Consider the following 24,620-nt stretch of genomic DNA (forward strand, 5'->3'; position numbering starts at 1 on the left):
TATGAAAAATCAAAGGCCGTCTCTTTTTTAGAGGCGGCCTTTGTATGTTTGTTATTCAAAATTTGATAACTCACCTATGAATTATCAGAAGAAGGCGGTGTATTTTCCAAACGATTATAAGCTTTAAAAGCTACGATTGCCGATATAACACCACCTACTAAAAATAGAGTTGATCCACCAACTAAAATGATACGACTGACATATGTCTCACGTGCCTCTTCAATTTCTTCTTGTAACATTGTAGGCATATGAAATCCTCCTTTGCCAAATTGTTTTGTAAATAGTATATACAAACGCCTAAAATGTGTTAAGATTACTGGATAGTTTTATGCGGAAGATACAAAATGCATAAAACTATCCAGCACGTAGTAGGATGCAAGTCATTAAATAAATCTTCATCATAAATTTATGCTAACTTCACATAGAGCACATATTAACATTGTATTATGTATATGTACCAAATAAATAAATGAATAAATAAAAAAAGTGAATAATTGTAAGTTCTATTTTTGAAAATTTGAGATCCTATTATTTCTATATAAAGGTCTTGAGCGGGAGTATTGAATTTTGTAGAAATGGATCTTAATAAAAAGGAATTCATATAAAAGGGGAATGTCTTATGACAACATATACGAGTGAAATGAAAAAAAGTGTAGTTTCAGAAGAGGATGTAGATATTTTAAAAATTATGGCGCATCCAATCCGATTACAAATTGTAAATGAATTAAGTACTAGAAAAACTTGTAATGTAACACAATTAACAGAATTGCTGAATATTCCACAATCGACTGTTTCGCAACATTTATCAAAAATGAAAGGTAAAGTGTTACGAGCTGAGCGAAAGGGTTTAGAAATTTATTATCACATTAATAATTTAAAAGCGAGTAAGATTGTTAATGTTTTAGGATATATAAACTAATGAAGTATTATGATATAAAATAGCCTCTGCTGGTGAGCAGAGGCTATTTTATGTTGTTTTATCCCGCATTAACGGGCAATGAAACTTCCACCTCAAAATTTAGCTTGAGCAAAGAAATTTGGATGGGAGATAAACTGCCCGTAAATGCCCGATTGGTGAGGGTTGATTAAAGTTTTACTTTATGTATTTGCATTTAAAATTTTATAGTTTTTATGATTTACTATCGTTCGATCAAATTCAAAAGTACCACCGCTTACATCTGTAATTTCAACTAAGACCGATTCAGTATATAGTTTTAGTACAGACCCTGTAATCTTTAAATTATTTCGTTGAAAAAGTATAGTATCCCCTACGTTTGCTTTCATAGTACCTCCTTATAAAAGACAGAAATATTTGTTTATTACATATATTAAACCACGGATAGTTATATTAGTGAATATTTAGTTTTGTTTATCAATGAAAAATTTTTTATTTAATAGAAAAGTATAGAGTGCTCCTATGGTAAAAGTTATATTTTGTTTAAGGTTATTATATGCAAAGTAAAATTTTTCAGAATTGGCGAACCAATATTTCTATGTAAATTATGTAGCTAAACAAATTAATCAAAAGAGAGATAATATGTAGCTCTAAACGTAAAGTAGATAAGCAAAGTTTTATAGGGAAGGCAGCATTGTTTTTCGGAGTACAGGAAGTAATTTCTTCAATAAGTATAAATAAGCGTTTCTCAAAAGTAATAGTATTCAGGTGAATATAGTATAAGGAATGAAAAGAAATGGAGTTATGATCTGTATAAATCTGACTAAAAATATAGAAAAACTCAAATATAAAAAGGTATTCAATTAGAAATGGAGAAGTCATATATATGAAAGGAGAGATTCATATGAGTAAAGGGAAAAAGAAAGTTAAGCAAACTAGTTTTCTGGTGAATTTTTTGAACGGCAAGGGGAGTCTCGTGAAATTTTAATAGTATTATAGTTATCCCCTTGTGAAAAAATTGGTTGGGGGAATATATAAATGATAACAGAAATGAATATTAAAGTAGTTTGTGAGGAACAGTTTTCAAATAGAGAAATAAAAATTTTAGAGACGTTTCTTTCAACTCTATCGGGGCATTCTAACGCTTTCGTTACAAAAGAGGGGATGTTTTTAAATCCTTTAAGTAAAGAGAAGAGTGTGGTCTATTATTACAATTTTGTATTTGTAAAATCACTTACAGAAGAAAAGTGTGCAGAATTAAAAGAAGTTTTAACAAGACGTATTAAAAACGCCTTCGTTATGATGGAATTTGTAGAGCCAATAGTTATATTTGAATAAACAATTATAAACGTATAAAGAAAATCAGCCTTATGAATTGACCTAATAAAACCTTCTCTTTACTATTTAGTAAAGAGAAGGTTTTATTACAGCCCAGTTTAATTTACGAAATACAACAACTCATTTCAAATAGTACGTGTATTAACAAAGGCTGACAATGATTTCATGTGTGTTCTACTATTTAAAGTTCAATTCAAAGATGGTTGTCAAACAGATATTCATATAGGCCGAATTTTTGAAAGTAAAGTTTTTAATAAGATAGGTATAGATGAGAAGTCATTCTGAGATTAAAGAGGACACTATAGGATTGTGACCATTACACTTTTAATGTAATGGTTTTTTTCATGCAAACAACCAGAAACTTCGAAAAGAAGTTATATATATTCGTATCCAATTAAGTAGGGAACCTTTTGTTTGCATAAGGTAATCAAAATTTGACTGGAGCAAAGAAATTAGGTGGGAGTCGGGCTGCCCGTAAACATCTGATTGGTGTGGCCTAATAATCAATGAGAGGTGAATAAAATCCTACAGATTAAAGTTTCACTAAATGAAAAAGATTTCAAAAACACTTGTAAGTCGTACTTATATAACACAATACGAACAGCCGCTACGTATTTAATAAGCAGTTTTTTGTATTTCACCCTTCGTTTTCTGTAACTGATTTCATATTTTTGACGCTTTGTATTGTAAGTGCTTACATAAGCGGAAACATCTTATACAATGAAGTTGTCAAATCAAAGAGGTGGACAAAATGAACATAAAAAAAGCAAATGTAGCGAATAGCATTGAAATAGAAAGAGGAGGCGGGATGATATGAAAAAATCAACTGTTAATCCATGGCTTGTTGTCCTTGGTACAGTCATAGTACAAATGGGGCTTGGAACGATATATACTTGGAGCTTGTTCAATCAGCCTTTAGTTAGTAAATTTGGTTGGAGTCTGAACGCTGTTGCTATAACTTTCTCGATTACAAGCCTTTCTTTAGCGTTTTCAACTTTGTTTGCGAGTAAATTGCAAGAAAAATGGGGACTTCGTAAACTCATTATGATAGCTGGACTAGCATTAGGACTAGGATTAATACTTAGTTCACAAGCTTCCTCATTAATATTGCTTTATGTATTAGCAGGAGTTGTCGTAGGGTATGCAGATGGTACAGCATATATCACTTCACTATCGAATTTAATTAAGTGGTTTCCAGAGCGTAAAGGTTTAATTGCTGGTATATCTGTCTCTGCATATGGTTCAGGTAGCCTAATCTTTAAATACATAAACGCACAGTTGATTGAATCAGTTGGTGTATCACAAGCGTTTATATACTGGGGTTTAATTGTTACAGCTATGATTGTGATTGGCGCTTGTTTAATCCATCAAGCTGCTGATCAAGGGGCAGTTCATGAAACAAAAACGCAGGAATATACAACGAAAGAAATGCTAGGTACAAAACAAGTATACTTATTATTTATTATGTTATTTACATCATGCATGAGTGGCTTATACTTAATTGGCATGGTAAAAGACATCGGTGTTCAACTTGTAGGGCTTAGCGCAACAACAGCAGCTAATGCAGTGGCTATGGTTGCAATCTTCAATACATTAGGTCGTATTATTCTAGGACCGTTATCAGATAAAATCGGCCGTTTAAAAATCGTTACTGGTACTTTTGTTGCTATGGCGACTTCAGTCTTGGTCCTAAGTTTCGTAGATTTAAATTATGGTATCTACTTCGTCTGTGTAGCAAGTGTAGCGTTTTGCTTTGGCGGAAATATCACTATTTTCCCAGCTATTGTTGGTGATTTCTTCGGCATGAAAAATCATAGTAAAAACTACGGAATTGTGTATCAAGGATTCGGGTTTGGAGCGCTTGCAGGTTCCTTTATCGGTGCAATTCTAGGTGGATTTAAACCAACTTTCATGGTGATCGGCGTATTATGTGTCGTGTCATTTATTATCGCAATTTTAATTCAAGCACCTAATAAGAAAAAAGAAAAAGAAGAAGAATATCGCAGTGTAGCGTAACGATTTAAACCTTCTATGGCACTACGATAAGAAAAAGCACTCTATGAAATAGGGTGCTTTTTTCTATATGAACTTTTTTAAATTATTTTTCCCTACCAAGTCCTTGTAATCGACGTAATGATACGAATAAAAGCGCGAGTAAAACATCAATTTGGATTATATTAGGATTTTATTAAGGGATGCATAATATAGGAAAATCTAAATAAATCTTAGAATATACATAGAATATTTATTGAGAAATGAAAGATGTAAAATAAAATATTTTCAGAAAAATGTTGAGAAAAGAAAAAATGAATTTTTGGTAAAGCATTGTAGGCGAAGAAATCTACAAGTTCTCTTGTTGAATGTCAAAAAGATGATAAGGAATTATGGATTAAATTTGTATACCTTATTACTGCCCGTAAAAACCCCCAATGAATAAAGTTTCACTGTATTTAAAGTACTTTTTAATGATTATAGATGTAGCATTACATAGAAACGTAAAAAATATTTTATCTGAAAAATAAAAAAAGATTGACAAGTTTATTGAGAAACATTATCATTTCGGTGTAAGAACAGTAAATGAAAAATATTATCAATTAATTTCATTTCGATGAAAAGTACACTTGACCAATTAGTTTAGTAAGTGTATTATTTTTTACATCACGAATGATAATGAAAATCGTTATCATTTGATTTGTTTCATTAGATTAATTTTTATATGAAAGGATAGAGGAAATGAACGCAGGGGAATTTGATGGAAAAACCGTTTTCGTAACAGGTGCAGCGCAAGGTATAGGTAGTGTTGTAGCAAAAATGTTTTTAGAAAGAGGAGCGACAGTTATTGCGGTTGATCAAAATGAAGAAGGGCTAAATGTGTTATTAAATCATGATGCATCATATGAAACACGTATGAAGACATTTCATTTAGATGTGAGTGATAGCGATGCTGTCGAAGAGGTAGTAAACCGAATTGAAAATGACATAGCACCTATAGATATATTAGTAAATGTCGCAGGAGTTTTACGAATGGGAGCGATTCACTCTTTAAGTGATGAAGATTGGCATAAAACATTCTCTGTAAATACTACAGGAGTTTTCTATATATCTCGATCGGTAAGTAAACGTATGATGGTAAGAAAATCAGGGGCAATTGTTACAGTTGGCTCAAATGCAGCAAATACTCCGAGAATGGAAATGGCTGCGTATGCTGCATCAAAAGCTGCAACGACCATGTTCATGAAATGTTTAGGATTAGAGCTTGCATCATACAATATTCGCTGCAACTTAGTTTCTCCTGGTTCTACTGAAACTGAAATGCAAAGGTTACTATGGGCTGATGAGAATGGAGCTAAAAATATAATTGCTGGTTCTCAAAATACATATAGACTCGGTATACCATTACAAAAAATTGCACAACCTTCAGAAATTGCTGAAGCAGTATTGTTTTTAGCTTCTGATAAAGCGAGTCATATTACAATGCACAATTTATGTGTCGATGGCGGAGCTACATTAGGAGTTTAATAAAAAATTCAGGAGGTTTTCATACTATGAATGAACTTACAGCCGTAAAGGAACTGTCAGAAAAATTATTAGAAGATTATAAGACTGAATCTTCGTTCTTTTTCGCTTCACCAACTCGAACGATATTGACAGAAGGGGAGTTTACTAAAGTAAAACATCATGATATTGAAAGTTTTCCAGAACTTGTACAAGCGGTATTAAGTAATGCAAAACAAGCCGGAAATCCGAATCCTATCGTTGTTGGTGCTTTGCCTTTTGATCGTAGAAAAGAAGTTCAACTTATTGTTCCGGAATATTGCAGAATTACTGAGCGTTTACAGTTGGAGACAACAAATGAGATAAAACGAAATGAGAAACTGACTTTTGAAATGACACCGGTTCCGGACCCTGAAGTTTATATGAATGGTGTGAAGCAAGGAATTGAAAAAATACAGGACGGTGATTTAAAGAAAATCGTTCTATCCAGATCGTTAGATGTTAAATCTTCCGAAAAGATTGATAAGCAAAAACTTCTTCGAGAATTAGCAGAACATAATAAGCATGGTTATACATTTGCTGTGAATTTACCGAAAGATGAAAAAGAGAACAGTAAGACGCTAATTGGAGCAAGCCCTGAATTACTTGTTTCACGTAATGGTATGCAAGTTATTTCTAACCCGTTAGCTGGTTCAAGGCCACGTAGTGAGGACCCAGTAGAAGATAAAAGAAGAGCAGAGGAATTACTTTCTTCTCCAAAAGATTTACATGAACATGCGGTAGTAGTTGAAGCGGTTGCCGCTGCACTTCGTCCGTATTGTCATACATTACATGTTCCAGAAAAGCCATCAGTTATTCATAGTGAAGCGATGTGGCATTTGTCTACAGAAGTGAAAGGTGAACTTAAGGATCCAAATACTTCTTCTTTACAATTAGCAATTGCCCTTCATCCTACGCCAGCAGTTTGCGGAACTCCGATGGAAAAGGCAAGAGAGGCTATACAGCATATTGAGCCATTTGACCGAGAGTTCTTTACAGGAATGCTAGGATGGAGCGATTTAAATGGAGATGGAGAATGGATTGTTACAATTCGTTGTGCTGAAGTACAAGAAAATACACTTCGTTTATATGCAGGAGCTGGAGTTGTTGCTGAGTCAAAACCAGAAGATGAGTTAGCAGAAACATCAGCTAAGTTCCAAACAATGCTGAAGGCTTTAGGGTTAAGGGATAATTCGTTGAATGAAAAATAGGGGGAAGAAAGAATGTTAACAGGTTATACGGAATGGCCAAAAGAATTTGCCGATCTTTATCGAGAAGAAGGGTGTTGGCTTGGTGAAACATTTGGCGGAGTGTTAAGAGAGCGGGCTGAGAAATATGGAGATCAAATCGCGGTTGTAAGCGGTAAGACGCATATAACGTATAGTGAACTTGATAAAAAGGTAGATCGTTTAGCAGCAGGTTTACTGAATTTAGGAATAAAGAAAGAGGACAGAGTTGTAATCCAGTTACCTAACATTATCGAGTTTTTCGAAGTATGTTTTGCACTATTTCGAATTGGAGCGCTTCCTGTTTTTGCACTGCCTTCACATCGAAGCAGTGAAATTAGTTATTTTTGTGAGTTTGGTGAGGCGAGCGCTTACGTTATTTCAGATAAGGCTCTCGGTTTTGATTATCGAAAACTAGCAAGAGAAGTGAAAGAGAAAGTGCCAACTTTACAACATGTAATTGTAGTGGGAGAAGAAGAAGAGTTTGTGAACATAAATGATCTGTGTATGGATCCCGTCTCATTACCAGAAGTTCAGCCAAGTGATGTTGCGTTTCTCCAATTATCAGGAGGGACAACAGGACTTTCTAAATTAATTCCTAGAACACATGATGACTATATTTATAGTTTACGTGTTAGCGCTGAAATTTGTAATTTGAATGCAGAAAGCGTCTATATGGCAGTTCTTCCAGTAGCACACAATTACCCAATGAGTTCTCCAGGGACATTTGGAACTTTCTATGCGGGTGGAAAGGTAGTGTTGGCAACTGGAGGGAGTCCAGATGAGGCATTTGCTCTTATAGAAAAAGAAAAAGTGACGATTACAGCGCTCGTTCCACCATTAGCAATGATTTGGCTTGATGCTGCATCTTCCCGTAATAACGATTTATCGAGCTTGCAAGTGATTCAAGTAGGTGGTGCGAAATTTAGTGCCGAAGTTGCGAAGCGTATTCGTCCTACATTTGGATGTACGTTACAGCAAGTGTTTGGTATGGCAGAAGGGCTAGTAAATTACACAAGATTAAATGATCCGGAAGAAATCATTATTCATACACAAGGTAGACCGATGTCTACATCCGATGAAGTAAAGGTTGTTGATGAAAATGATAACGATGTAAAACCGGGTGAAGTAGGTAGTTTATTAACACGAGGTCCATATACAATTCGTGGTTATTATAAAGCGGAAGAGCATAATGCACGATCATTTACAAAGGATGGATTTTATCGCACAGGTGATCTTGTAAAAGTAAATGAACAAGGTTACATCATTGTAGAAGGAAGAGATAAAGATCAAATTAATCGTGGTGGTGAGAAAGTTGCTGCGGAAGAGGTTGAAAATCATCTATTAGCACATGATGCAGTACATGATGTAGCAATTGTATCTATGCCTGACGATTATTTAGGTGAACGCACCTGTGCTTTTGTTATAGCTCGCGGACAAGTTCCAACTGTAAGTGAATTAAAAATGTTTTTAAGAGAACGTGGTATAGCGGCTTATAAAATTCCAGATCGAATTGAATTTATTGAATCATTCCCGCAAACAGGAGTCGGAAAAGTCAGCAAAAAAGAACTACGTAAAGTCATTGCTGAAAAACTTATTACAGTAAAACAATAATAAAAACCGGAAGGAAGTGATTAGATGGCTATTCCATCTATTTCAGTATATAAAATGCCAATTGAATCAGAACTACCAAAAAATAAAGTGAATTGGACACCAGACCCGAAACGTGCAGTACTTTTAATTCATGACATGCAAGAATATTTTCTTGATGCATATAGCGATAAAGAATCACCAAAAGTAGAACTTATTTCAAATATTAAAATGATAAGAGAAAAATGTAAACAACTTGGTATACCAGTTGTTTATACAGCGCAACCTGGTGGACAAACGTTAGAACAAAGAGGTTTATTACAAGACTTTTGGGGTGACGGTATTCCTGCTGGACCAGATAAAAAGAAAATTGTTGATGAACTTACTCCTGATGAGGATGATATATTCCTAACAAAATGGAGATATAGTGCATTTAAAAAGACAAATCTATTAGAAATTTTAAATGAACAAGGAAGAAATCAACTCATTATTTGCGGTATTTATGCGCATATTGGATGCCTTTTAACAGCTTGTGAAGCATTTATGGATGGTATAGAGCCGTTCTTTGTAGCAGATGCAGTTGCTGATTTTTCACTAGAGCATCATAAACAAGCATTGGAGTATGCATCTAATAGATGCGCAGTAACGACATCAACAAACCTATTGTTAAAAGATTTACAAAGTGTAAAAGGTGATGAGAGGGAAGGAATCACTATACAGGAAGTACATGAACTAGTTGCACAACTACTTCGTGAGCCAGTAGAGAGTATTGATATTGATGAGGACTTATTAAATAGAGGGCTTGATTCGGTCAGAATTATGAGTTTAGTAGAGAAGTGGCGTCGTGAAGGGAAAGAAATCACGTTTGCAGATTTAGCAGAACGTCCAACTGTTGCAGGTTGGTACAGCTTACTATCTTCACAAACAGCACAGGTGCTGTAACAAATAGACTACATAATAAAGGGGTAGTAAAGAATGCCTAACAGTCAAAAGATTCGTCATTCGTTATCATCTGCGCAGTCTGGTATGTGGTTTGCGCAACAATTAGATCCGCTTAATCCGATATATAATACTGGGGAATATGTAGAAATAAACGGGAATATTCATCAAGACATTTTTGAATTAGCTGTACGTAAAGTTGTAATGGAAGCAGAAGCACTTCATGTTCGCTTCGAAGAGGATGAAATTGGCCCATGGCAAGTTATTGAGAAATCCCAGTTTCATATGCATTTTATTGACGTTCGTAAAGAAGAAAATCCTGAAGAAGCTGCTAAAGTATGGATGAAAAATGATTTATCTATGCCAGTCGATTTGAAAAAAGATACTTTATTTACTGAAGCACTTATTCAAGTTGAAAATAATCGTTTCTTTTGGTATCAGCGCATCCATCACATTGTGATGGATGGCTATGGATTTTCACTTCTTAGCCAAAAGGTAGCGAATGAGTATACATCACTTATAGAAGAAACAAACAAGAATGAAAAGCCATTTGGTTCTCTTGCAAAAGTTGTGCAAGAAGATATTGAGTATCGTGAGTCTAAACAATTTCAGGAAGATCGTACTTTTTGGTTAGAAAAATTTGCGGATGAACCAGAAGTTGTAAGTTTGGCAGAACGAGCACCGAGAACATCAAATGGATTTTCACGAGAAACAGCTTATTTATCTAGTTCTAGCACGAAAACTTTACTAGAAGAAATCAATATTTCGTTAACAAGTTGGCCGGAATTCATTGTCGCTGTAACAAGTATTTATATGCATAAATTAACAGGTGAAAATGATATTGTTTTAGGTTTACCAATGATGGGACGTCTAGGTTCTGTATCTATTCATACACCTAGTATGGTAATGAATTTAGTTCCACTTCGTATTACAGTAACTCCCAATATAACTCTTGCGGAATTATTGCAACAAGTTTCTAAAGAAATCCGAGATGTACGTCGCCATCATAAATACCGTCATGAGGAATTAAGAAGAGACTTAAAGTTACTAGGTGAAAATCAAAGGTTGTTTGGACCGTTAGTGAATGTTATGCCATTTGATTACGGGCTTAATTTTGCTGGGAAGCGTGGTATTACGCATAACTTATCAGCAGGACCTGTCGATGATTTATCGATAAATGTATATAAACGTTTTGATCAAAAGGAGTTAATGATTCATTTTGATGCGAATCCCGAAGTATATAATGGCGCGGAGCTAGCATTGCATAAAGAAAGATTTATGAATCTATTTGAATTAGTAATAAATAATTATGAGAAAAACGAGTCTATTGGAAAAATAAACATTACTCTGCCTGAAGAAAACCATAAAGTTTTATTGGAATGGAATGAAACGAAGGAAGATGATGAGTTAATCAGTCTACCTATATCATTTGAAAAACAAGTGCAAAAAAATCCAAATAAACTAGCAATTACTTGTGACGGTGTAAACCTTACGTATAAAGAGCTAAATGAACGAGCGAATGAACTAGCACATTATTTAGTAGAAGAAGGCATACGACCAAACCAGTTTGTAGCTTTAGTATTCCCTAGATCAATAGAAATGGTAGTTAGTATGCTAGCAGTCTTAAAAGCTGGTGCAGCATATTTACCAATAGATCCAGAATACCCAGCAGAAAGAGTTAATTATATAGTAAATGATGCAAAACCAGTTTGTATCATAACACATTCATCTGTTTCATCTAAGTTAGTTATAGAAAATGATATGAAAAAAGTTGTATTAGATGAAGAAGAAACGAAACTAGCGTTACATACATATTCTCGTATGAATATAGCATGTAAGAATGATGTATCACTTTTAAACCCAGCCTATACAATATATACTTCAGGCTCAACAGGAAACCCAAAAGGTGTAATTGTTCCTATGAGAGGTTTAAGTAACTTTTTAATGGCTATGCAACAAAAGTTTTCATTAAATGAAAATGATCATTTATTAGCAGTTACAACGTTTGCGTTTGATATTTCTGCTCTAGAAATTTATTTACCTCTTATTAGTGGTGCAAGTTTAACAATTGCCCAAAAAGAAGACATACAAGAGCCTTCTGCATTAACGACACTTTTACATGAAGAAAGAGTGACCGTTATGCAGGCTACACCGACGCTTTGGCAGGCGTTAGTAACTGATTACCCAGAGAAGCTACAAGGGCTAAACATGCTTGTTGGTGGTGAAGCTCTTCCTGCGTATTTAGCAAATAAATTAAAAGAATTAGGTTGCTCAATAACTAATTTATATGGACCAACTGAAACGACGATTTGGTCTACTTTCATGAACATTGATGAAAGTGAAAAGGGTATACCACCTATTGGAAAGCCAATTTGCAATACAGAAGTGTATGTATTGGATGCAGGATTACAACCTGTTCCACCTGAAGTTATCGGTGAATTATATATTGCAGGAGAAGGAATCGCAAGCGGATATTTAGGAAAACCTGCGTTAACGGCTGAACGATTTGTTGCAAATCCATATGGAGAACCAGGGAAGCTTATGTACCGCACAGGTGATCTTGTGAAATGGCGTAACGACGGTGTGCTAGAGTACATGAGTCGCGCAGATCATCAAATAAAAATTCGTGGTTTTCGAATTGAATTAGCTGAAATTGAAACGGTATTACAACGACATGAAAATATTCAACAAGCGGTAGTGATGGTACGAGAAGATCGTCCAAATGATAAACGCATCATTGCGTATATCGTTGCAGAAGAAAAGGAACCGATTAATCTTTCAGAAATTCGTTCTTATGTTTCAGAAAGTTTAGCGAATTATATGATACCATCGGCATTTGTTGTGCTAGAAGAATTACCATTAACGCCAAATGGTAAGGTTGACAGAAAGAAATTACCTGCTCCTGATTTTAATGGAATGAACAATGAGAGAGTTGCTAGAAATCCGAAAGAAGAAATATTATGTGATTTATTTGCAGAAGTACTTGGTGTTTCTCGAATTAACATTGATGATAATTTCTTTGAAATGGGTGGACATTCACTTCTCGCATCTCGTTTAATGGCAAGAATTCGTGAAACGTTAAGTGTGGAATTAGGAATCGGTAAACTATTTGAATCACCAACTGTTGCCGAACTGGCGAAACAATTAAACCATGCAAAAAGTGCAAGACCAGCTATTCAGAAAGCAAGTAGGCCAAATGAAGTTCCACTTTCATTTGCACAGCGCAGGTTATGGTTCTTAAATTGTTTAGAAGGTCCAAGTCCTACTTATAATATTCCGCTAGTCATTCGTATGAATGGAATATTGAATCGGCAAGCATTACAAGGTGCTTTTTATGATGTAGTTGAGAAACATGAAACACTTAGAACAATTTTCCCTAACGTATTAGGTAGTTCCTATCAGAAAATTTTAGATATGGAAAACTTAAATCTAGAAATGGTTATAACTAATACATGTAAAGATGAATTAGAAAGTGTACTTTCAGAGGCGGTAAGATATAGCTTTAACCTCGATTTTGAGCCGGCAGTTCGTTTGCAACTTTTTACAGTGAGTGAAAACGAACATGTATTATTAATTCTATTACATCATATTGTAGGTGATGGCTGGTCATTACAGCCGTTAACGAGAGATTTTACAGCGGCGTATAAAGCACGATGTCAAGGTGACAGAGTTCAGCTGGAGACACTACCAGTTCAATACGCAGATTATGCACTTTGGCAACAGCAATTGCTAGGTGATGAAACGACACCAGAAAGTCTTATTTCAACACAATTAGATTTTTGGAAAGAAGAACTTAAAGGTTTACCAGACCAAATGGAGTTGCCTACAGATTACCAGCGTCCGGTGGAAACGAGTTATCGCGGGGAAACAATTCATTTTCATATAGATGAAGGTATGCATAGTAGGTTAGTAGAGCTTGGTCGTAAAAATGGGGTTAGTTTGTTTATGGTATTGCAAGCAGGGCTTAGTGCACTATTTAAAAGATTAGGTGCAGGCACTGATATACCAATTGGAAGTCCGATTGCTGGAAGAAATGATGATGTACTTTCAGATATTGTTGGTTTATTTGTAAATACATTAGTGTTACGTACAAATACGTCAGGAGATCCAAGTTTTAAAGAATTATTAAATAGAGTGAAGCAGGTAAATCTTGCAGCTTATGAAAATCAAGATGTTCCATTTGAAAGGCTTGTTGAAGTGTTAAATCCAGTACGTACTCGAAACAGCCACCCGTTGTTTCAAGTTATGTTGGCTTTTCAAAATACACCAGAAGCAACGTTTAATGCACCAGATTTAGAAGCGAGCCTTGAAATTCAAAGCGTTGGTTCTGCAAAATTTGATTTAACATTTGAAATTAGTGAGAGTAACGAGGTTGATGGTACTCCGAACGGTTTACATGGATTACTAGAGTTTAGTACCGATTTATATAAACGTGAAACGGTTCAAAAACTAATAGAACGATTCATTTTGTTATTAGATGATGCAGCTACAAATCCGAATCAATCAATTGGCAGATTAGAAATATTAACTGTAGCAGAGAAAAATACAGTATTAGAAAAGTGGAATGGTGGTTTTCAAATTGCACCAGAAATGACATTGCCACAATTGTTTGAAAAGCAGGCTCATATAAATCCAAATTCTATAGCTGTTGTCTTTGAAGATAAGAAATTAACTTATGAAAAGTTAAATAGAAAAGCAAATAAAATAGCTCGATTCCTAATAGCAAAAGGGGTTGGTCCTGATCAACTCGTTGCTTTAGCGATGCCAAGATCATTAAACATGGTTGTAAGCTTACTTGCTGTTCTTAAAGCAGGTGCCGGATACCTTCCGTTAGATCCAGATTATCCGTCAGATCGTATTTCATTTATGCTACACGATGCGAAACCATCATGTGTATTAACAAATTCAAGTGTAGAAATTGAATGTGATGAGTCACTAAAGATTTTAGTTGATGATGTGAACGTAATGGAAGAAATTGAGAAATATAGTGAAGACAATATTGATGAAATGGAGTGCCTGAAGCCGTTATCTCCTTCACATATTGCTTACGTTATTTATACGTCAGGCTCAACAGGTAGACCGAAAGGAGTTATGATACCTCATCAAAATGTAGTAAGACTTTTAGGAGCAACCGATCATTGGTTCCAATTTGACGCAGACGATGTGTGGACGATGTTCCATTCATACGCTTTTGATTTCTCGGTTTGGGAAATTTGGGGACCTTTATTATATGGAGGGCGTTTAGTTGTAGTACCACATACTGTAAGTCGCTCGCCGAAAGAATTTTTACAGCTTCTTGTTAAGGAAAAGGTTACTGTTTTAAACCAAACTCCATCAGCGTTCTATCAATTGATGCAAGCAGATCGTGAAAATGAAGAGGTTGGTCAAAAACTATCTTTACGATATGTTGTTTTTGGTGGAGAAGCACTTGAACTAAGTCGATTAGAAGATTGGTATAGTCGTCATCCTCATAACGCACCGAAACTTATTAATATGTACGGTATAACGGAGACGACGGTACATGTTAGTTATATTGAGTTAGATGAGAGTATCGTTTCTTTACGAGCAAATAGTTTAATCGGGTGCAGTATACCAGATCTTAAAGTATACGTATTAGATAACTATTTACAACCAGTGCCACCAGGAGTAGTTGGAGAAATGTATGTTGCAGGTGCTGGACTAGCTCGTGGATATTTAGGAAGAGCAGGATTAACGGCTGAACGTTTTATCGCAGATCCATTTGGTAAACCAGGTACAAGAATGTATCGCACAGGAGACTTAGCGCGCTGGCGTCAAGATGGGACGTTAGATTATATAGGACGTGCAGATCATCAAATTAAAATTCGTGGATTCCGAATTGAATTAGGGGAAATAGAAGCGGTCATAATGAAACACGATAAAGTTGAACAAGTGGCCGTTATTGTCCGGGAGGATCAACCAGGGGATAAACGATTAGTTGCTTATATCGTCGCATCAAATAATGAAACGATTGATACGAATGAAATGCGTCAGCATGCTAGTGGTAGTTTACCAGATTATATGGTTCCATACGCTTTTGTAGTAGTAAATGAGTTACCTTTAACTCCAAACGGTAAATTAGATAGAAAGGCATTGCCAGCTCCAGAGTTTATTGCATCATCATCTAGCCGCGGACCGAGAACACCGCAAGAAGAAATGTTATGTGACTTGTTTACAGAAGTTTTAAGTGTGTCTCAAATTGGAATTGATGATGGATTCTTTGATCTTGGTGGTCATTCACTTCTTGCAGTGCAGCTTATGAGTCGTATGAAAGAGGCACTTGGCGTTGAACTGAATATTGGAACTTTATTTGCAGCACCTACTGTTGCGGGGCTTGCTGAAAGGCTTGAGATTGGGAATGGTCAAAGTGCACTTGATGTGTTGCTTCCATTACGAGCAAGCGGGGATCAATTACCACTATTTTGTGTACATCCAGCAGGTGGATTAAGTTGGTGCTATGCAGGACTTATGAAATCTTTAGGAACAGATTATCCAATCTATGGTGTACAAGCACGTGGTATCGCTGAAAATGAAGAACTTCCAAAAAGTTTAGAGGAGATGGCGGCGGATTACTTGAAACATGTTCGTGAAGTACAGCCTCATGGACCATATCGTTTATTAGGTTGGTCGCTTGGAGGAAATGTTGTGCATGCAATGGCGGCGCAACTACAAAATGAAGGAGAAGAAGTAGAATTACTCGTTATGCTTGATTCTTATCCTGGACACTTCTTACCGAATACGGAAGCGCCTACTGAAGAGGAAGCGTTAATCGCATTACTTGCTTTAGGCGGATATGACCCAGACAACATGGATGGTAAACCACTTACAATGGAAAGTGCAGTTGAAATCCTTCGTAAAGATGGAAGTGCATTAGCAAGTCTTGAAGAAGAGACTATATTGAACTTGAAAGAAACATATGTAAATTCAGTAGGGTTGTTAGGGAAATATGTACCGAAAGTTTATAACGGGGATATTTTATTCTTTAGGTCTACTGTTATACCAGACTGGTTTGATCCTATTTCTCCAAATACATGGCTAAATTATTTAGATGGAGATATCGTGCAACATGATATTGATTGTAGACATAAAGATTTATGTCAGCCAGGGCCGCTTACAGAAATTGGGCAAGTGCTAGCGAAATATTTACAGAATAAGAAAGGGGTAAATAGAGTATGACGAATCCATTTGAAAATGATAATTACACATATAAAGTATTAATGAATGAGGAGGGCCAGTATTCTCTCTGGCCTGCCTTTCTCGATGTACCAATTGGATGGAATGTCGTACATGAAGAAGCTAGCAGACCAGTTTGCTTAGAATACGTTGAAGTAAACTGGAATGATTTAGAGCCGAAAAAAAATCAAATTAGCGAAAAAATATTAGTAGGAAAACAATAATGAAAGTAAAAATAAATCCAAAAGTAGTTGTAAGCATCGTTTATATAACAGCGATGTTTATGGCTGCGATGGATGCAACAATTGTGAATGTAGCATTGCAAACGATAAGCAAAGAACTGCAAGTACCCCCATCTGCAATGGGGACAGTAAATGTTGGGTATTTAGTTAGCTTAGCTGTTTTTCTTCCGATTTCTGGTTGGTTAGGCGATCGTTTTGGTACGAAAAGAGTATTTTTAACTGCCCTTTTCGTTTTTACAATTGCATCTGCATTATGTGGAATTGCGAATGATATTACTTCATTAAATATTTTTCGTATCATTCAAGGTGCTGGTGGCGGGCTTTTAACACCGGTCGGGATGGCGATGTTATTCCGAACATTTTCACCAGAGGAAAGACCAAAAATTTCTCGATTTATTGTACTGCCAATTGCTGTTGCACCAGCGATTGGACCGATTATTGGTGGTTTCTTTGTAGATCAAATGTCCTGGCGCTGGGCATTTTATATTAATTTGCCGTTTGGTATTATTGCGATGCTATTTGGACTTCTATTTTTAGCAGAGCATATTGAAAAATCAGCTGGTCGTTTTGATTCTCTCGGTTTTGTTCTTTCAGCACCAGGTTTTGCGATGCTCATCTATGCACTCAGTCAAGGGCCGTCAAAAGGATGGATTTCTCCAGAAATAATAAGTACTGGGATAGCTGGGATTGTATTCATTTCACTGTTTATAATAGTAGAATTGAAAGTAAAGCAACCGATGTTAGATTTACGCTTATTAAAAGAACCCGTTTTTAGAAAAATGAGTCTCATATCCTTGTTTTCATCTGCTGGTTTACTTGGAATGCTCTTTGTTTTTCCGCTTATGTATCAAAATGTAATCGGAGTTTCTGCGCTGGAATCAGGTCTTACGACATTCCCAGAGGCGATTGGATTAATGATTTCTTCGCAAGTTGTACCATGGACGTATAAGAAATTAGGTGCTCGAAAGGTAATCTCTATTGGACTAATAAGTACCGCGGTTATATTTGTATTATTAAGTTTTGTAAATCATGATACGAATCCATGGCAAATACGGGCATTATTGTTTGGCATAGGTATTTTCTTAGGGCAGTCTGTCGGTGCAGTTCAATTTTCTGCTTTTAACAATATCACACCACATTCTATGGGTAGAGCAACTACTATATTCAATGTGCAAAACCGATTAGGATCTGGAATAGGAGTTGCTGTTTTAGCTAGTATACTGTCTGGTTTTGGAAGTAATAACGTACAGAATAACGCACAATCAGATTTCTTGCCATATCAAGCGGCATTAATTGGATCAGCACTATTTTTACTTATAGCATTACTATTTTCTTTACGTATTTCTGATAAAGAGGTAATGTCAAAGAAGAAAGAAAAAATGTTATCAGTATCACAAAAAGAGAAAGAACTCGTCAATGAATAGCAATATATGTATGCTACTTTAATTGAAATTGATATTAGTAGTAAAAAGGAGATTTTACATGATAGAAAGTAAAGTTGTAGATTCTATACCAACTTTGAATGAGAATGATTGTCAAATATGGTGGGCAAGAATTTCAGATTTACAATCATGGCATTACAATTTACTAAATGATGTAGAGCAAGAGAAAGCAAATTCATATCATCATTCGGCAGATCGTGCACGTTTTATAATAGGTTGCGTAATTAGTAGGTTAGTTCTTGGAAAGATACTTTCTATGTCGCCAGTTCAAGTGCCGATTGATCGATTGTGCCCAGTATGTAAGTTACAACATGGTAGGCCGCAATTACCAGAAGGTATGCCACAATTATCAGTTTCACATTCGGGTGAGTGGGTTGTCGTTGCATTTACAAAATCTGCATCTGTCGGTGTTGATGTTGAACAAATGAATCCAAATGTAGATGTGATGAAAATGGCAGAGGGCGTATTAACAGATATTGAAATAGCACAAGTTATGAAATTACCTAATGAACAGCGATTAGAAGGATTTTTAACGTATTGGACTCGAAAAGAAGCTGTGCTGAAAGCGACAGGTGAAGGACTATTGATTCCACCAGTTGAAATTACTGTATCAGCTCCAAATGATCCTCCTAAATTGTTGGTTTTTAAGGATAGACAAGAGTTAGCAGAAAATACAAGGATGGAAGATGTAAGGCCTAGTTTAGATTATATGGCTTCCATTGCAATATTTAGTAAAGAAGTAACTGAAATTACGCAGTTAGACGCGGTAGCGCTATTAAATTATAAATAAGTTTAATAAAATATTTTATAGAAGAGGTGTTCCACATGTTAGTGGCGGAAAGTAGAACAAATGAATTCACTTATAATGTACAAGCAATTAAAAATATTTTATTTTCTGGAGATACATCATCTATTCTTGCTTTAGAAAAGCTTTTGAATGATACAGTTCAATTTGATGTTCTAGAACAAGAGGTAATAGATAGACAGTACATTCCGAAAGAAGCAAAAAATTTCTTTGATAAAAACGGAACATTTCTTTATCGTGTATCTAATGTTAGTTATAAAGGTAAGGTGTTATCTGAAAATCTAATTTTTGCGGATACTTCTTTTTTACCGGATACAATAAAAAGTGAATTAGAAAGTGGAACTATTCCTGTTGAAAACCTGATAGAAAAAATGGAAGTAAGAAGAAACGTATTATATGAAGGATATCAGCCATCTGGAAATATTATCGAATTGTTTGATGGATGCTCTGTTGCGGCGAATGTGTATCCAACTAGAAAATATCAAATTGTAAGTAACTGCAAATGTTTATTTTATATTTGTGAAGTGTATCATGCAGAAAATATAAAGGAATTGCTTAAATAAGAAATAAACAAGAAACCAGCCTATAAAATGGCTGGTTTCTTGTTTATTTAACAGCTTCTTTTAATTCTTTACCTGCTTTAAATGCTGGAACTTTACCAGCCGCAATTTGAATTTCTTCCCCAGTTTGCGGGTTACGCCCTGTACGAGCAGATCTTTCACGCACTTCAAACGTTCCAAAACCGATTAATTGAACTTTATCGCCAGATTGTAATGCGTTAGCAATTGTGTCAAATACGGATTGTACAGCTGCAGAAGCATCCTTTTGAGAAATATCAGCTGTTTGTGCCACATTTTTAATTAATTCTGTTTTATTCATGTTTTCACCTCATAAAAATTTTTTTAGAATGAATGTTTTAGTATAATGGATAGTAAAGATAAAGCTAGTTTTATGGTTGGAAAGAATACTATATAGTTATGTTAATTTCGTTGCAAGAGACTGAATCCCTGCTAATAATTGGGGATTAATTAAGAATTGATGCATACAAAAAGCAATAGTATGAGGATGAGGGGGAATATACGTATGATTTTTCGTGAAAAGAGTGAGAAAGAGAGTATATTAATTCGTCAACATGATCATGGTTTTTTGGCTGGAGAGATTGCTAGGCATATAAAAGAATGTTTTTTTGAAGATACAACATACTTAAAAGAGACAATTGATGCAATATATGAACATGATAGAGGATGGATAGAACTTGATAAAGTACCAATTTTGAATGATGCTAAAAATATTCCGTATACATTTATGGATTGTCCAAGCCCATTACGTTTTGTTTTTTATACGATTGGTTTGAATGAAATTGAAAATTCTAATCCATACGGGGCATTGCTTTGTAGTAAACATTTTTTATCATTTCCACTAAACGAGGAAGATGAAGAGATGATGTCATTTTATAAACATGAATTAGAACGACAAAAAAGAATTTTGAAAACGTTAACAAAGGAACAGTTTGCGATGTTCGATAAACATTATAGATTATTAAAGTTTTGTGATGAACTTTCTTTATACGTATGTATGAATAAGCCTGGTGTCAAAAAGAAAGATGAAATTGATTTATTTAAAGATGGTTTTGAAGGAACAGAAATGTTTAATAGTAAGGAGGAGAAACTTATTCAAGCTGAATGGGTTGATGAAGAAACGATTCGAATTACACCGTATCCATTTAAAACGGAATTTCATACGTATGTAAAATATAAAACTATAAATAAACATGAAATTGAAGAAAAAGGGATTGTAAAAGCTGATAGAGAATCAGAAATGAAGGAGCAAAACATTCGTTTTATACAATAAGGAGGAGATTTAAATTGAAAGATTATATGTTAAAACAGTTTGATTATCATGTTTGGGCGAATACAAGATTATTCAATCGACTAAAAGAGTTACCAAACTATGAGACAATTTTTAATGAACAGATACAGAGTGTATTTCCGTCAATTCAGGATACTTTTGCGCATATTTATATTACAGATCAAGTGTGGTTACACATATTACATGGCAGAAGTATGAGTGAAGCAATACAAGATCGTGAAAAGTTAAAAAAACAAATCGATACAAAATCGCTAAATGAATTAGAAGAAATGTTTTTAAATATGGCTAATCAGTATAAAGAATTTCTAAGTACACAACAAGATGTACATGCTGAATTTGTTATTAAGAATCCATATGCAGGGACACTACATACTTCAATTTTAGAATTAGTGCAACACGTCGTAAATCATGGTACATATCATAGAGGAAATATAACAGCAATGATCCGTCAACTTGGTCATTCATCGACAATGATGGATTTTGTACTATATTTACATATGATTCAGAAAGAGGGAGAGTAATATAGTTTGTAAGAAGGAGAGACTTTAATTGTAAAAGTCTCTCCTTCTATTTTATCCTGCATGAACTGCCTATAAAGTACCGATTAGTGTGGGAAAATAATCATTTGGGATGTACAAAGCCCCCAATAATTAAAGTTTCACTGTATTTCTTATGAAGCTTTATTTTCTTGTAATTGCTTAGCATATTGTACAGCCTTATATGCATTGACTCTACCGTTTTTCCAGTACGTACCTGTACCACTAATTTTATCAGAAGTTGACTCAATAATTTGGCGGATTTGTGTATTGCTATATCCTTGATTTGCTAAAAGAGCAGCGACTCCTGCAACATGAGGTGTTGCCATAGATGTACCACTTAATGATTGATACGTGCTCCCTTTATATGTTGAATATATATTTGAACCTGGAGCTGCAACATCTACCCAGCTACCATAAGTAGAAAATGAAGATTTTCTATCTGATTGATCTGTAGAAGCAACTGCAATTACTTCGCTGTAATAAGCAGGGTAATTAGCTTTTGTATTTCCAGCATTTCCAGCAGCTGCAACTATAACAGAGCCTTTATTCCATGCATATTGAACGGCTTGTTGTAATGCAGTACCACCATTTGGAGCTCCTAAACTTAAACTAATTACTTTTGCACCCGAATCAGCAGCTTCTCGAATACCTTGCGCTACAGCATCAAGAGTACCACTTCCTTGATTATCTAATACGCGGACAGCATAAATTGAAGTCTGCGGGGCAACACCAGCAATTCCGACGCTGTTATTCGTAAGTGCTCCAGTAATTCCAGCGCAATGTGTACCATGACCATTACCATCATCAGATGTATTGTCGTTATCAACATAATCATGCCCGTAAATTACTTTAGAAGCTAAATCAGGGTGTGAGCCTTGAACTCCTGTATCAATAATAGCTACTTTTACACCAGGATCACTTCGTTGGCTATCCCAAGCTTGTGGAGCTTGAATCTTTTGTAATCCATATTGATTTTTAAAATATGGGTCGTTTGGAGTCAAAAAGGCATGAACGTAATAATTCGGTTCTGCATATTCCACATCTGGATTATTTTTATAACTCTTTATTTTTTCTTTTACAGTACCTTTTGAAAATTGAACGACTTCAAAACCTAACTTATCATCTTTAGATAAGACATTAGCTCCGACAGATTTATGAAAAGATTGCACATTATTTAAAGCTGCATTTTGCTTGAACTTAACGATTAATTGGTTAGGAACGTAATCAGTAGATGATGTTTCAGCACTTGAAGTATTCGTGTTAAAGAAGAAACCACCAATAATAAATGATAAAATAGATAGGAAAACAATGAATTTGTTTTTCAAAAGATTTTTCCTCCCTTTTCTTGGATGAGTTTTTCAGCGACACTTTAATATCGCATTCCTTTTCAACTATATAGTTAGACCATACGATTTATGACATTTATGTGAAAAACTTTTGGAGGAATAAAAAGGAGTAAATATTGATATAAATATATTTTTAATGATAGTAATTAAGTAAAAGAGGGGATGAAAAAAGGAACGCTCATCATGTGTGAGTCATTCCTTTTTTCATAGATTAACTTGCCTGTTTTTTATGGTTTTCTTTCAATTTCTCTGCTTGTAAAAAACGATTCGTTTCAGCGACAACGATACCACTTAATCCGATTAGGCCAATTAAGTTTGGAATTGCCATAAGTCCATTTGCAATATCAGCAAATGTCCATACGATACCAAGTTTTAAATTGGCACCAATCGCAATCATCACGATAAAGATTGCTTTATAATATCGAACAGCACCTTCTCCAAATAAATAAGCGACACATTTCTCACCGTAATATGACCAGCCTAAAATAGTAGAGTAGGCGAATAAAATTATGGCAATACCAAGGATCATACTACCAGCGGTGCCGAATACAGATTGGAATGCAAGTGTTGTAGCTTCAACACCGGTTTTACCTGATTTCCATGCTCCAGTTGTAATTAATACAAGTCCTGTAATTGTACAGACGATAAATGTATCAAGAAAAGTACCAGTCATAGAAACTAAAGCTTGTTTTGCAGGTGAATCTGTTTTTGCTGCAGCGGCCGCAATAGGAGCACTACCTAAACCAGCTTCGTTTGCAAATACACCGCGCGCCATTCCGATTTGAATAGCTGATGCGACTGTTGCTCCAATAAAACCACCTGCGGCTGCTGTACCTTGAAATGCACCAGAAAAAATAAGTGAAAATGCTTCTGGAATTTGATCAAAGTGATAGAAAATAATAATAAGACCAGCAATTATATAAAAGAAAGCTTTAATAGGAACGATAAATCCCGTTACTTTCCCGATTTTTTTTACACCGCCTAAAATAACAATAGCGATTAAAAATGACATTAATATACCAGTTAAAGCAGGGGGGAAAGAGAAATTAATTCGCATTGCCTCTGCAACTGAGTTAGATTGCACCATATTACCGATCCCGAAAGAAGCAGTTGTACCGAATATAGCGAATAAAACAGCAAGCCATTTCTTACCTAAGCCACGCTCTAAATAATACATTGGTCCACCTGAATATTCACCATTCTCATTACTAACACGGTATTTCACTGCTAGAATTGCTTCGGCATACTTTGTTGCCATTCCGAATAAAGCGGTAATCCACATCCAAAAAATTGCACCAGGACCACCAATTGTAACAGCTGTTGCAACACCGGCGATATTTCCCATACCAATCGTTGCGGCCATAGCTGTCATGAGTGCTTGGAAGTGGCTAATATCTCCAGAAGATGACGTATCTTCTGACTTTTTAAATGCTATTTTGTGAGCGTATAATAGTTTACTAAACTGTAAACCTTTCAAACGCACTGTGAGAATGATACCAGTACCAACGAGTAGCAACAAAGTTGGTAATCCCCACACGTAATGATTCATTTGTTCTAATACTTTACTTACTGTCTCCATCTTTATTCTCCTTTTTTAGAAAAAATAAAAACCACTTCAAGTAAATGAAATGGTCTCTGGAGAAACAAGGAATAGAAAAATAAAC

The 24,620-nt window shown here is 35.2% G+C and carries 19 protein-coding genes; 14 read left to right on the forward strand and 5 right to left on the reverse strand.

Features of this window, described 5'->3' with window-relative positions:
- Positions 1–74: 74 nt before the first annotated feature.
- A complete protein-coding gene (locus ACS2MN_RS02190; protein WP_001142745.1) occupies positions 75–248 on the reverse strand; it encodes a hypothetical protein in 174 nt (57 codons plus the stop codon).
- A gap of 371 nt (positions 249–619) precedes the next feature.
- Between ACS2MN_RS02190 and ACS2MN_RS02195 the strand changes: the two genes are divergently transcribed.
- Positions 620–919, forward strand: coding sequence for an ArsR/SmtB family transcription factor (locus ACS2MN_RS02195; protein WP_000214792.1), 300 nt, complete (start codon positions 620–622; stop codon positions 917–919).
- Between the two features lie 179 nt (positions 920–1,098).
- Here ACS2MN_RS02195 and ACS2MN_RS02200 read toward each other — a convergent pair whose 3' ends face one another.
- The gene (locus ACS2MN_RS02200; protein WP_000646787.1) at positions 1,099–1,284 is read right to left on the reverse strand and encodes a YkvS family protein; all 186 of its coding nucleotides are present in this window, start codon (positions 1,282–1,284) and stop codon (positions 1,099–1,101) included.
- Positions 1,285–1,933: 649 nt separating this feature from the next.
- Between ACS2MN_RS02200 and ACS2MN_RS02205 the strand changes: the two genes are divergently transcribed.
- From ACS2MN_RS02205 to ACS2MN_RS02255, 11 genes are all read left to right on the forward strand, one after another.
- Positions 1,934–2,233 carry a hypothetical protein gene (locus ACS2MN_RS02205; RefSeq protein ID WP_098709679.1) on the forward strand — a complete coding sequence of 100 codons (300 nt, stop codon included), beginning with the start codon at positions 1,934–1,936 and terminating at the stop codon, positions 2,231–2,233.
- Between the two features lie 813 nt (positions 2,234–3,046).
- The gene (locus ACS2MN_RS02210) at positions 3,047–4,249 is read left to right on the forward strand and encodes an L-lactate MFS transporter (protein WP_000750116.1); all 1,203 of its coding nucleotides are present in this window, start codon (positions 3,047–3,049) and stop codon (positions 4,247–4,249) included.
- 717 nt (positions 4,250–4,966) lie between these two features.
- Complete coding sequence (dhbA, locus tag ACS2MN_RS02215) at positions 4,967–5,752, forward strand: 2,3-dihydro-2,3-dihydroxybenzoate dehydrogenase (RefSeq protein ID WP_088055996.1); 786 nt, start codon at positions 4,967–4,969, stop codon at positions 5,750–5,752.
- A 26-nt stretch (positions 5,753–5,778) separates the two neighbouring features.
- Positions 5,779–6,978, forward strand: coding sequence for an isochorismate synthase DhbC (gene dhbC / locus ACS2MN_RS02220; protein WP_001004380.1), 1,200 nt, complete (start codon positions 5,779–5,781; stop codon positions 6,976–6,978).
- Between the two features lie 12 nt (positions 6,979–6,990).
- Positions 6,991–8,607: a (2,3-dihydroxybenzoyl)adenylate synthase gene (locus tag ACS2MN_RS02225; RefSeq protein ID WP_346994227.1), complete on the forward strand. Its 1,617-nt coding sequence runs from the start codon at positions 6,991–6,993 to the stop codon at positions 8,605–8,607.
- Between the two features lie 24 nt (positions 8,608–8,631).
- Positions 8,632–9,525, forward strand: coding sequence for an isochorismatase family protein (locus ACS2MN_RS02230; RefSeq protein WP_001007269.1), 894 nt, complete (start codon positions 8,632–8,634; stop codon positions 9,523–9,525).
- A 33-nt stretch (positions 9,526–9,558) separates the two neighbouring features.
- Positions 9,559–16,716, forward strand: coding sequence for an amino acid adenylation domain-containing protein (locus ACS2MN_RS02235; protein WP_346994226.1), 7,158 nt, complete (start codon positions 9,559–9,561; stop codon positions 16,714–16,716).
- Positions 16,713–16,937: an MbtH family protein gene (locus tag ACS2MN_RS02240; RefSeq protein ID WP_346994225.1), complete on the forward strand. Its 225-nt coding sequence runs from the start codon at positions 16,713–16,715 to the stop codon at positions 16,935–16,937. The genes ACS2MN_RS02235 and ACS2MN_RS02240 overlap by 4 nt, the downstream gene beginning before the upstream one ends.
- On the forward strand, positions 16,937–18,379 hold the full coding sequence (locus ACS2MN_RS02245; protein WP_346994223.1) for an MDR family MFS transporter: 1,443 nt from the start codon (positions 16,937–16,939) through the stop codon (positions 18,377–18,379). Before ACS2MN_RS02240 ends, ACS2MN_RS02245 begins: the two co-directional genes overlap by 1 nt.
- 58 nt (positions 18,380–18,437) lie before the next feature.
- A complete protein-coding gene (gene sfp, locus ACS2MN_RS02250; RefSeq protein WP_000573007.1) occupies positions 18,438–19,187 on the forward strand; it encodes a 4'-phosphopantetheinyl transferase Sfp in 750 nt (249 codons plus the stop codon).
- Positions 19,188–19,222: 35 nt separating this feature from the next.
- The gene (locus ACS2MN_RS02255) at positions 19,223–19,765 is read left to right on the forward strand and encodes a hypothetical protein (RefSeq protein ID WP_064460041.1); all 543 of its coding nucleotides are present in this window, start codon (positions 19,223–19,225) and stop codon (positions 19,763–19,765) included.
- A 43-nt stretch (positions 19,766–19,808) separates the two neighbouring features.
- On the opposite strand, the gene ACS2MN_RS02260 is transcribed toward ACS2MN_RS02255, so the two are convergent.
- On the reverse strand, positions 19,809–20,081 hold the full coding sequence (locus tag ACS2MN_RS02260) for an HU family DNA-binding protein (protein WP_001043908.1): 273 nt from the start codon (positions 20,079–20,081) through the stop codon (positions 19,809–19,811).
- A 204-nt stretch (positions 20,082–20,285) separates the two neighbouring features.
- Between ACS2MN_RS02260 and ACS2MN_RS02265 the strand changes: the two genes are divergently transcribed.
- Both ACS2MN_RS02265 and ACS2MN_RS02270 read left to right on the forward strand, forming a co-directional pair.
- Positions 20,286–21,053 (forward strand): DUF3891 family protein, encoded by a 768-nt coding sequence (locus tag ACS2MN_RS02265; protein WP_000577311.1) that lies wholly within the window; start codon positions 20,286–20,288, stop codon positions 21,051–21,053.
- Positions 21,054–21,067: 14 nt separating this feature from the next.
- Positions 21,068–21,592, forward strand: coding sequence for a DinB family protein (locus ACS2MN_RS02270; protein WP_000656396.1), 525 nt, complete (start codon positions 21,068–21,070; stop codon positions 21,590–21,592).
- A gap of 149 nt (positions 21,593–21,741) precedes the next feature.
- On the opposite strand, the gene ACS2MN_RS02275 is transcribed toward ACS2MN_RS02270, so the two are convergent.
- The gene (locus ACS2MN_RS02275) at positions 21,742–22,935 is read right to left on the reverse strand and encodes a S8 family peptidase (RefSeq protein WP_000790783.1); all 1,194 of its coding nucleotides are present in this window, start codon (positions 22,933–22,935) and stop codon (positions 21,742–21,744) included.
- A 232-nt stretch (positions 22,936–23,167) separates the two neighbouring features.
- Entirely contained in the window at positions 23,168–24,535 is a 1,368-nt protein-coding gene (locus tag ACS2MN_RS02280) for an alanine/glycine:cation symporter family protein (protein WP_000451042.1), read from the reverse strand.
- Positions 24,536–24,620: the final 85 nt, after the last annotated feature.

Origin of the sequence: Bacillus cereus group sp. BceL062, from assembly GCF_051780025.1 — a bacterium.
In the GTDB taxonomy this organism is placed as follows: Bacteria; Bacillota; Bacilli; order Bacillales; family Bacillaceae_G; genus Bacillus_A; species Bacillus_A toyonensis.

Coding starts and splice junctions, on each gene's coding strand:
- ACS2MN_RS02190 (WP_001142745.1), bottom strand. CDS start 248: ATGCCTACAATGTTACAAGAAGAAATTGAAGAGGCACGTGAGACATAT.
- ACS2MN_RS02265 (WP_000577311.1), top strand. CDS start 20,286: ATGATTTTTCGTGAAAAGAGTGAGAAAGAGAGTATATTAATTCGTCAA.
- ACS2MN_RS02245 (WP_346994223.1), top strand. CDS start 16,937: ATGAAAGTAAAAATAAATCCAAAAGTAGTTGTAAGCATCGTTTATATA.
- ACS2MN_RS02230 (WP_001007269.1), top strand. CDS start 8,632: ATGGCTATTCCATCTATTTCAGTATATAAAATGCCAATTGAATCAGAA.
- ACS2MN_RS02280 (WP_000451042.1), bottom strand. CDS start 24,535: ATGGAGACAGTAAGTAAAGTATTAGAACAAATGAATCATTACGTGTGG.
- ACS2MN_RS02240 (WP_346994225.1), top strand. CDS start 16,713: ATGACGAATCCATTTGAAAATGATAATTACACATATAAAGTATTAATG.
- sfp (WP_000573007.1), top strand. CDS start 18,438: ATGATAGAAAGTAAAGTTGTAGATTCTATACCAACTTTGAATGAGAAT.
- ACS2MN_RS02210 (WP_000750116.1), top strand. CDS start 3,047: ATGAAAAAATCAACTGTTAATCCATGGCTTGTTGTCCTTGGTACAGTC.
- ACS2MN_RS02255 (WP_064460041.1), top strand. CDS start 19,223: ATGTTAGTGGCGGAAAGTAGAACAAATGAATTCACTTATAATGTACAA.
- ACS2MN_RS02200 (WP_000646787.1), bottom strand. CDS start 1,284: ATGAAAGCAAACGTAGGGGATACTATACTTTTTCAACGAAATAATTTA.
- ACS2MN_RS02260 (WP_001043908.1), bottom strand. CDS start 20,081: ATGAATAAAACAGAATTAATTAAAAATGTGGCACAAACAGCTGATATT.
- ACS2MN_RS02235 (WP_346994226.1), top strand. CDS start 9,559: ATGCCTAACAGTCAAAAGATTCGTCATTCGTTATCATCTGCGCAGTCT.
- ACS2MN_RS02205 (WP_098709679.1), top strand. CDS start 1,934: ATGATAACAGAAATGAATATTAAAGTAGTTTGTGAGGAACAGTTTTCA.
- ACS2MN_RS02195 (WP_000214792.1), top strand. CDS start 620: ATGACAACATATACGAGTGAAATGAAAAAAAGTGTAGTTTCAGAAGAG.
- dhbA (WP_088055996.1), top strand. CDS start 4,967: ATGAACGCAGGGGAATTTGATGGAAAAACCGTTTTCGTAACAGGTGCA.
- ACS2MN_RS02225 (WP_346994227.1), top strand. CDS start 6,991: ATGTTAACAGGTTATACGGAATGGCCAAAAGAATTTGCCGATCTTTAT.
- dhbC (WP_001004380.1), top strand. CDS start 5,779: ATGAATGAACTTACAGCCGTAAAGGAACTGTCAGAAAAATTATTAGAA.